Below are 8,828 nucleotides of genomic sequence, written 5' to 3'. Positions count from 1 at the left end.
AGATTGCAGATAGAATTTATAGGACTTTAATTCTACACAAAGTTTGTCTGGAATGTATTCAAGAATTATTGTTGCAAAATCGGGCTGACCAGTTTTGGGGCAAAGAGAAGTAAACTCTGGTGCCGTGTGAATAATTAAATAATCTCTTTCAGGATTTGGATTTGGGAAGGTCTCAAGTATTTTTTGCTTCTCGTTCATAGTATTTTGTTTTTTTGTTAAACATATTTTGGTTTTTCTTTGTATGGAATTGGGTCTTCAATTCCAGCTAATTGAAATCCTCTAAGTCGAAATGCACAGCTGTCGCAAATCCCACAAGCTTCATCTTCATTTTGATAACAAGACCATGTTAAATGAAGCGGAGCGCCTAATTCAATTCCTTTTTTAACAATTTCTGCTTTTGAATAATGAATTATTGGAGTAACAATTTTTATTTTTGTTTCTGGTTTTGTGCCTAAGTCGACCATTTTTTCAAATGCTTCAAAAAATTCTGGACGGCAATCAGGATATCCGCTTGCATCTTCATATACAGCACCAATAAAAACAGCTTCTGCTTTAAGCACTTCTGCCCAGCTTACACAAACAGAAAGTATATTTGCATTTCTGAAAGGAACATAAGAAGAAGGAATTTCTTTGCTTTGCAGATTAGCTTTTGATACTTCAATATTGTAATCGGTTAAAGATGAACCGCCAATTTTTGAAAAGTGAGTGAAGTCTATAATCAATCTTTTTTCAACACCATAAAAATCTGCAATATCATTGAATGCTTGGAGTTCTCGTTTTTCTGTTCTTTGTCCATAATTGATATGAGCAAGAGCAAGTTCGTATTCCTGATTTGCGATTGCTGCTGTTACGCAGCTGTCCATTCCACCGCTTACTGCTACAACTGCAAGTTTATTTTTACTCATAACCTACTTTTCTTAATTATTATTGAAAAAATAGCAAATTAGCTTTTGATAAGGAAAGAAGATTTAGTGCAGGAAACCTGCCTAAACTTTTTTCCAGATTAAAAGTGTGGATGCAATAATAAAACTTACAACAGAAGAAATCAGGAAAGGAACAGTAGCTCCAAACTTATCCCATAAAAATCCTGTAATTATTGAACTACACATCACACCTAAACTCATTAGAGTTGTAAGAAGACCAATTGCAGAACCGCGGAAGTTAATGTCGATAATATCGCTAATCCATGCTTTTGCAATTCCTTCTGTTGATGCTGCATAAATTCCGTATAATGCAAAGCATATCCAAATCACAATTGGCTCTGTATTAATTGCAAAAACAAAATAAACAATTGAGAAGATAAATAAACCAGCAGCAAAAATTTTTTTCTTTCCAAATTTATCGGATAAATTTCCGAACGGATAAGATGATAATGCATAAATAACATTATAAAATATATATCCCATAATTGCCTTCGTATCTGAATGTGAAATATTTTTTGACCTGAGAATTAGAAATACATCGCTGCTGTTGACAAGTGAAAATATAGTTAACATGAACAAAATGATTTTGTAGTTTTTTGGTGAAGTTTTCCAGAAATTTTTGAGAACACTTTTTTTAATTTCTGATGATTTTGAATGAACATCTTTTACAAAAAATGTAAATGCAATTGCAAAGACCGAGGGAATAAATGCAAGAATAAAAATCAGCCGATAATTTTCTGGGAATATTTTAAGAAGTAAAATTGCTGTAAGAGGTCCCGCAACTGCACCAAGTGTATCCATTCCACGATGAAAGCCGAAGATTGAACCGGAATTTTTTTCACTTGAATAGCTGCTTAAAAGAGCATCTCGTGGAGCCGTTCTAATTCCTTTTCCAATTCTATCTGTTACTCTTGAAAAAATTACAGTTGATATGTAAGGAAAAATTCCGGGTAAGGGTTTCACAATTCCGGAAATTCCATAACCAATTATTACAAAGATTGACCTTTTTCCTAATTTATCAGAGAGAGCACCAAAGTAACCTTTCAGCAATCCTGCTGTAACTTCTGCTATGCCTTCAATTATGCCAACGATAGTCATAGAAGAGCCAAGAACCGCAGTCAAAAAAATTGGGGTTACTGGATAAAGCATCTCGCTTGCAAAATCTGTAAAGAAGCTGATTAAGCCGAGAATTACAACTGCTCGTGGAATTTTATTTTTCATAACTCATAAAATTTAATAAATAAATCTAAGAAAATATTTTTGAGTTGACTATTAGCAAATAACTTTTAACATTTATAGTGTCAATTCGCTACTTACTAACTAAATATGCTTGGGGGAATTTATCATACAAAATTTTCTCCAAAATAATAAAGGAGGAATTATGGAATTCTATGAATTGCATCCCGTTACTCCTCAACTGCGTTATATTTATAAAGCTGTTGAAGTATTAAGAAAAGGTGGGGTGATAATTTATCCCACAGACACAGTTTACGGAATTGGCTGTGATATTTATAACCACGAAGCCCTTGAAAGAATTTATGAAATAAAACATGAAACGGGAACAAAGCTCTACAGCTTTATATGTCCTGATTTAAAAGATATTTCCAAATACGCAAAAGTTTCTGATTATGCATACAAAGTAATGAAGAAATTATTGCCGGGTCCATATACATTTGTTCTGCCTGCCGCAAAAGAAGTTCCCAAAAAATTATGGACAAAAAGAAAAACAGTTGGAATTAGAATTCCCGACCATAAAGTTGCTCTCATGCTTGCAAAAGAACTGGGTAATCCAATTGTTAGTACGAGTGTTACAAATCGAAAAGGTGAAATTTTATTCGACCCTGAAGAGATTAGATTGATTTTTAATACTAAAGTTGATTTAATGTTATCTACAGGTGCTCTTGAAGGAGAACCCTCAAGCATTATTGATTTAAGTCAAGATGAACCTGAAGTAATTCGTGTTGGTGCAGGTGATGTAAGTATGTTTGTATGATTTTAGGGGTTGTCTAATTTGTATTTACTTTGATTCTTAATTTTAGACAACCCCGAAATTTTTATTCTTTCCTGTAAACAATTGTCGCTGTAGCCTGTTGAGCTGCAAGAAGTGTTATTTGTGCTATATTGACATGAGGCGGACGAGTAGCACAAAAAATTACTGCATCGGCTACATCTTCACCTGTAAGTGGAGTTAAACCTTTATAAACTGCTTTAGCTTTCTCTTCATCTCCATCAAATCTGATACGGCTGAAATTTGTTTCAACAAGCCCTGGGTCAATTGTGCTGACTAAAATATTTTTGTCAATTGTATCCATTCGAAGAGATTTTGTAATTGCATCGACTGCATGTTTTGTTGCGCAGTAAACTGCACCTCGAGGGTAAGCTTCGTGTCCGGCAATTGAACCAATATTTATTATATGTCCTGATTTTCTTTCAATCATTCCTGGCAGAATGGCATAAGTTACATACAATAATCCTTTCACATTTGTATCAATCATTTCTTCCCAGTTATCGGGATTATCTTCATAAAATTTATTTAATCCGCGTGCAAGTCCAGCATTATTAACAAGTATATCAATCTTCTTCCATTCTTCTGGCAATGAATTAATTGAATTAAATACTTCTTCGCGGTTTCGAACATCTAATTTGAATGAATAAACTTTTACATCATACTTTTTTCTGATATCATCTTCTATTTCATTCAGCAGTTCTAATCTTCTTGCATTAATTATAATGTTTGCTCCTTCTTTAGCAAAAGCATAAGCACATGCTTTGCCGATGCCGGATGTAGCTCCAGTTATAAAAACTATTTTTCCTTTTAATGACTTCATAAAAACCTCAAAAATTTGTTTGTTAAAATTAATTATCTTTTTATGATTCAAATCAATTAAAATAAATTTTAGTATGTAAAAAAAATTATTATTTTTTATTTAAGATTAGCTGAGATTATGTTATGAATTATGAGTTAATTGAAAAAGTTAAGGAATTTGTTCTGTCGCTTCTTCAATCAAGAATCTCTTCGAATCATGTTTATCACGATGTCGACCACACAAGAAATGTAGCCGAGACTGCAGAAATAATTGGTAGAGCTTCAAATCTAAGTGATGAAGAACTTGAAATTGTGATAATTGCAGCATGGTTTCACGATTTAGGTTATATTGAAAAAGTAGAAGGTCATGAAGAAATTAGTGCAAAGTACGCAGAAGAATTTCTTTTGAAAGAAAACTATCCAAAAGAAAAAATAGAAAAAATTAAAAAATGTATTTTGGCTACAAAAGTTCCTCAGAAACCTGAAAACATCTTAGAAGAAATTATTTGTGATTCTGATTTATCTCATCTTGGCAAGAAAAGTTTTAAAGACCGTAATGATTTATTCCGTGAGGAATTTGAATTTTATTTTGGAAGACAATTAACAGAAGCTGAATGGCTGAAGAAAAGCATCGATTTTTTAAGCGAACATAAATTCTTTACAGAATTTGCAAGAAAAGAATTCAATGCTCAAAAGACTAAAAACCTTGAGAAGTTGAAAGAAGAATTAAGCAAACTTTCGCAATCCTGATGAAACAATTATTTCTTTTAAGACATGCAAAATCAAGCTGGGACGATTCATCTCTTTCCGATATCGAACGCCCTTTGAATAAAAGAGGAAAACGCGATGCTCCTTTCATGGCAAAACTGTTTAGGCAAAAAGAAATTTCTGTTGATGCAATTTATTCAAGTCATGCTCTGCGTTCATTAAAAACCGCAGAAATATTTTCAAAAGAATTACATATTAAAAAAGAAAATTTCATTATAGAAGAAAAAATTTATGAAGCAGGAATAAAAGAACTTTGTGATATTGTGAATAACATTCCAGAAACTTACTCTTCAGTAATGATTGTGGGTCATAATCCAGGTTTAACATCTTTTGCAAACTTTCTTGGAAATAAATTTATTGACAACATCCCAACATGCGGAATTGTAGGCATTGAATTTAGATTAAAAAAGTGGGAAGAAATAGAACGAGACACAGGAGAAATTTTTTTGTTTGAATATCCAAAGAAATATCTTAAGTAGATTTTAATAAATTGGAGTCATTCCATATTTACCACATGAATACATCATTAAAATAGATGCTACATCAATTGCAGCTCTTTTTTCTTCATCTTCTGGGATTACAAGGTCATAAACCTCAGCAACAAATTTCATATTCATTAGAATTTTCTTCAGCTCTGAATAGGTTGGTTCGCCGTGCCAGTTGGCTACTCGCTTTACAAGATTTAATTCATTTCTTCTTAAGAATTCTGTAAATGTAATTACATTATAACTAAGCTTTGTGCGTGGCTTGCAAATTGTTATTAAATCATTTGTATATTGGTCCCACTTGCGGGCGAGGTCTTCATTTTTATCATACATCAATTGAATTGCTTTTTCTGGAGTAAACTTTGCTCGTGTATGAACTTTAAATTTGGGAATTAATGCATAACCATCGTAACTAATAATGTCTGTTCCTTTTTCTATATATTTCCAATTTCTTAATAATTGAGTTGAAGTAACAACACTTACCACTTTTTCGAGTTCACTATCAATTACAACAAATTTTCCTTTTTGATAGCTTACAACTGTATTCCAATGTTCCCAGTTTTTAACGCTAAGAATGCATGGATAACCTTTCTTAAGATTTTGAATCAGCATTCGTCTTGCATCATCAGGATTGCTGGATTGAAAGTGTTTCATTCTGCAGTTAAATCTTCTTGCAGCTCGTGCAAGTCCAAATTCATCAGTTCCTGCCCACCATGTGCTTCCTGCAATAATCCCAATTTGATCTTCGTCCTTAAAAATTCCAAGCATGACGAGTGCATATTTGAGAGCAAAGGGACCACACTGGTATTTGTTTGGCTGCGGGTAAAAACTCAAATTTTAATCCCTGTTTTCAAACTGCAGCAAAAATAATAAAAGTTTTGTTATCCCCAACTTTTTTATTTTCTTTGTGAAAAAAATTTTTCAAACCTATGAAAGTAGCAGTAGTTTTTAACGATGTTGACCCGCATGTTTATCAAAAGAAGGAAAAGAAAGAAAGTTTAGATTTTACACCATATTTTGAAATTGAAGAGACTCACCCATTTTATGAATATGAAAAAATTGTGAATTCTCTTAAAAAGTCAGGTTATGATGCTTATCTATTGAATATTAAAGACAATTTAAATTTCTTTTTAGAGGATTTAGAAAAGAATAAACCTGATGTAATTTTTAATCTTGTTGAACTTTATAAAGACCAGCCAAAGCTCGAAATGAATTTTACTGGTCTTTTAGAACTGTTAAATCTTGCTTATACAGGTGCTCCACCAATTACATTGGGAACATGTCAGAATAAAGTTTTGACAAAGCGAATTTTAAGTTCACTTAGAATTAGAACTCCTCGATTTAAAATTATAAAATCTTTAGATGAATCATTAAAACATAGTTTACATTATCCGTTGATTGTTAAACCTGCTTATGAAGATGCAAGTGTTGGAATAGACAATGATGCTGTTGTTTACAATATTGATTCTTTGAGAAAGAGAATAAAATATCTTTTTGATTATCTCAATCAACCAGTTTTAATTGAAGAGTTTATATGGGGACGAGAACTTAATGTTGCAGTCTTTGGTGATAAAAAACCTGAAGTGCTTCCTATTAGTGAAATAGATTTTTCAGAATTGCCGGAAGATTTGCATCCAATAGTAAGCTTTCAGGCAAAGTGGGACCCTTATCACATAGCATATCATAAAACAATTCCGGTTTGTCCTGCTCCGCTTGATGATAAAATTAGAATTCAAGCAGAAAAAATTGCATTAAAATGTTTTTCGGCTTTAGGATGCAGAGATTATGCAAGAGTTGATATGCGTCTTTCGAAAGACAATAAACTTTTTGTCCTTGAAGTCAATCCAAATCCAGATTTACAGGAAGATGCCGGCTTCATGAGGTCTGCATCTCATGCAGGCTATTCATACGATACAGTTTTGAAAATGATTGTTGATTTTGCTTATCAAAGAAAATTTAATAATGTTAATAAATAAATTTAATAAAGAGAAGTTTTTTGAAGAGGCAATCTAAAATGAAAGTCTTAAAATTTGGTGGAACATCAGTCGGCAGCTCGGAAAGAATAAATTCTGTAATTGAAATTATTTCTGATTATCTGAAAAGAAAAGAAAAAATTGCAGTTGTTTGTTCTGCTATGTCTGGTGTAACTGATGATTTAATCAATACTGCAAAAAAAGCAAGTAAAGGTGATGAAACATTTGAAGAAAATTTTTTGAAGATAAAAGAAAAACATTTGAAGACACTTAGTGATTTGATTCCAAATACAAAAATTGAAAAGCCAAAAAAATTTGTTGAGCAAACATTAGAGGAATTATACGCAGTTCTAAAAAGTGTATTTCTATTAAAAGAACTTACAGCCCGAACACTCGATAAAGTAATGAGTTTTGGTGAATATTTATCATGTTATATCATAGCTCAAACAATGAACTCAAGAGGACTTAAGTGCGAATTTTTAGATGCAAGAAAAATAATTAAAACTGATGAACAATTTGGCAATGCAAAAGTTAATTATGAAATAACAACAAAATTGATTAAAGAATATTTTTCAAAACACAAAAAGCTGCAGATAGTTACTGGATTTATTGCATCAACAATCAGCGGGGAAACAACTACATTGGGACGAGGCGGTTCAGATTTTACTGCTTCAATTATTGGAGCAGCATTAAATGTTGATGAAATTGAAATATGGACAGATGTAAATGGAATTATGACCGCTGACCCGCGTAAAGTACCAAATGCATTTCCACTTAAAGCTGTAACATATGAAGAAGCAATGGAAATGTCTCACTTTGGTGCCAAAGTAATTTATTCGCCGACATTACTTCCAGCTTTGCAAAAAAGAATAAAAATTAGAATCAAAAATACCTTCAATCCATCTTTCAAAGGAACATTAATTTTGCCGCGAGAGCCAAATATTAAATTCAACATGAAAGGAATTTCATCGATTGATGATGTTCACATGCTTCAGGTGGAAGGAAGTGGTTTAATTGGAATAGAAGGAATTTCTGCTCGAATTTTTAATGCTCTTGCAAAAGAAAAAATAAAAGTTCTTTTGATTACACAAGGTTCATCTGGACATACAATTTGTTTTGCCGTTTTTCCTTCTGATAGTTCGAAAGCTAAAAGAGCAATTGAAACAGAACTCAAGTTAGAAATTTTTGAACACCAAATAAAAAGAGTAGAAATAATTGAAAATCTATCGATGCTTGCTGTTGTTGGAGAAGATTTATTAAATACACCTGGTGTTCCTGGCATGGTTTTATCTGCTTTAGGTAAAAATGGAATTAATACAATAGCACTTGCACAGGGCTCATCACAATTGAATTTAACAATTGTAATTAAAAAAGAACATCTGAAGACTGCATTGAATGTTCTTCATGATGAATTATTTACAAACCGGTAATTTTTGAATGTGAATAAAAATTCATAATTATTTATAAATTTTCATTGATATCTTGACAAGCGGTTAATAAAAATATATTTTTGCTAAAACTAAGTTTGTTCTTTAATAAAAAGTATCATCAAGAAAGGTCGAGGGAACAGGCCCGATGACACCTTGGCAACCATCCCTAATTGGGAAAGGTGCCAAATCCTGCCCCAACTTTATGTTGCGGGAAAGATGAGAAAGAGAATTTTTCATTAGCCTCTTCTGGAATCTTCCCGAAGAGGTTTTTTTTTATATACAAACAATAGAGGAGATAAAATGAACAAAAAATACAGATTCGAAACATTGCAACTGCATGCAGGACAACAACCAGACAAGGCTACAAATGCACGAGCAGTTCCTATTTATCAAACAACTTCATATGTTTTTGACAGTGCAGACCATGCAGCCAAATTATTTGG

General features: G+C 32.4%; 11 protein-coding genes and 1 riboswitch. Of the genes, 6 read left to right on the top strand and 5 right to left on the bottom strand.

All coding sequences use genetic code 11. The features are described 5' to 3' along the window. From queF to AC27L2_RS13555, 3 genes are all read right to left on the bottom strand, one after another. On the bottom strand, positions 1-198 hold a 198-nt coding region (gene queF, locus AC27L2_RS13565; RefSeq protein ID WP_487212304.1), incomplete at its 3' end, for a preQ(1) synthase. A gap of 17 nt (positions 199-215) precedes the next feature. After that, positions 216-905 carry a 7-cyano-7-deazaguanine synthase QueC gene (queC, locus tag AC27L2_RS13560; RefSeq protein WP_487212303.1) on the bottom strand — a complete coding sequence of 230 codons (690 nt, stop codon included), beginning with the start codon at positions 903-905 and terminating at the stop codon, positions 216-218. An 81-nt stretch (positions 906-986) separates the two neighbouring features. Further along, on the bottom strand, positions 987-2,144 hold the full coding sequence (locus AC27L2_RS13555) for an MFS transporter (protein ID WP_487212302.1): 1,158 nt from the start codon (positions 2,142-2,144) through the stop codon (positions 987-989). 160 nt (positions 2,145-2,304) lie between these two features. Here AC27L2_RS13555 and AC27L2_RS13550 point away from each other — a divergent pair, with 160 nt between their 5' ends. After that, positions 2,305-2,916 (top strand): L-threonylcarbamoyladenylate synthase, encoded by a 612-nt coding sequence (locus tag AC27L2_RS13550; protein WP_487212301.1) that lies wholly within the window; start codon positions 2,305-2,307, stop codon positions 2,914-2,916. Positions 2,917-2,977: 61 nt separating this feature from the next. On the opposite strand, the gene AC27L2_RS13545 is transcribed toward AC27L2_RS13550, so the two are convergent. Next, complete coding sequence (locus AC27L2_RS13545; RefSeq protein ID WP_487212300.1) at positions 2,978-3,751, bottom strand: SDR family oxidoreductase; 774 nt, start codon at positions 3,749-3,751, stop codon at positions 2,978-2,980. 122 nt (positions 3,752-3,873) lie between these two features. Between AC27L2_RS13545 and AC27L2_RS13540 the strand changes: the two genes are divergently transcribed. After that, complete coding sequence (locus AC27L2_RS13540; protein WP_487212299.1) at positions 3,874-4,479, top strand: HD domain-containing protein; 606 nt, start codon at positions 3,874-3,876, stop codon at positions 4,477-4,479. Continuing rightward, positions 4,479-4,976 carry a SixA phosphatase family protein gene (locus AC27L2_RS13535; RefSeq protein ID WP_487212298.1) on the top strand — a complete coding sequence of 166 codons (498 nt, stop codon included), beginning with the start codon at positions 4,479-4,481 and terminating at the stop codon, positions 4,974-4,976. The genes AC27L2_RS13540 and AC27L2_RS13535 overlap by 1 nt, the downstream gene beginning before the upstream one ends. Before the next feature lie 3 nt (positions 4,977-4,979). On the opposite strand, the gene AC27L2_RS13530 is transcribed toward AC27L2_RS13535, so the two are convergent. Further along, entirely contained in the window at positions 4,980-5,816 is an 837-nt protein-coding gene (locus AC27L2_RS13530; RefSeq protein ID WP_487212297.1) for a cysteine peptidase family C39 domain-containing protein, read from the bottom strand. A 95-nt stretch (positions 5,817-5,911) separates the two neighbouring features. Here AC27L2_RS13530 and AC27L2_RS13525 point away from each other — a divergent pair, with 95 nt between their 5' ends. From AC27L2_RS13525 to AC27L2_RS13515, 3 genes are all read left to right on the top strand, one after another. After that, positions 5,912-6,958, top strand: a complete 1,047-nt coding sequence (locus AC27L2_RS13525) for a D-alanine--D-alanine ligase family protein (RefSeq protein WP_487212296.1) — start codon at positions 5,912-5,914, stop codon at positions 6,956-6,958. 38 nt (positions 6,959-6,996) lie between these two features. Next, positions 6,997-8,385: an aspartate kinase gene (locus tag AC27L2_RS13520; protein ID WP_487212295.1), complete on the top strand. Its 1,389-nt coding sequence runs from the start codon at positions 6,997-6,999 to the stop codon at positions 8,383-8,385. Between the two features lie 112 nt (positions 8,386-8,497). After that, positions 8,498-8,608, top strand: a riboswitch (SAM riboswitch). Between the two features lie 77 nt (positions 8,609-8,685). Beyond that, a partial coding sequence (locus AC27L2_RS13515; RefSeq protein WP_487212305.1) for a PLP-dependent transferase occupies positions 8,686-8,828 on the top strand: 143 nt, incomplete at its 3' end.

This window comes from Rosettibacter sp. KY25 (assembly GCF_057554405.1).
This window is presented reverse-complemented; position numbering and strand designations above follow the sequence as displayed.

Bases quoted from the DNA above. Each gene is read 5' to 3' on its own strand.
- queC (WP_487212303.1), bottom strand. From the start codon at position 905: ATGAGTAAAAATAAACTTGCAGTTGTAGCAGTAAGCGGTGGAATGGAC.
- AC27L2_RS13555 (WP_487212302.1), bottom strand. From the start codon at position 2,144: ATGAAAAATAAAATTCCACGAGCAGTTGTAATTCTCGGCTTAATCAGC.
- AC27L2_RS13550 (WP_487212301.1), top strand. From the start codon at position 2,305: ATGGAATTCTATGAATTGCATCCCGTTACTCCTCAACTGCGTTATATT.
- AC27L2_RS13545 (WP_487212300.1), bottom strand. From the start codon at position 3,751: ATGAAGTCATTAAAAGGAAAAATAGTTTTTATAACTGGAGCTACATCC.
- AC27L2_RS13540 (WP_487212299.1), top strand. From the start codon at position 3,874: ATGAATTATGAGTTAATTGAAAAAGTTAAGGAATTTGTTCTGTCGCTT.
- AC27L2_RS13535 (WP_487212298.1), top strand. From the start codon at position 4,479: ATGAAACAATTATTTCTTTTAAGACATGCAAAATCAAGCTGGGACGAT.
- AC27L2_RS13525 (WP_487212296.1), top strand. From the start codon at position 5,912: ATGAAAGTAGCAGTAGTTTTTAACGATGTTGACCCGCATGTTTATCAA.
- AC27L2_RS13520 (WP_487212295.1), top strand. From the start codon at position 6,997: ATGAAAGTCTTAAAATTTGGTGGAACATCAGTCGGCAGCTCGGAAAGA.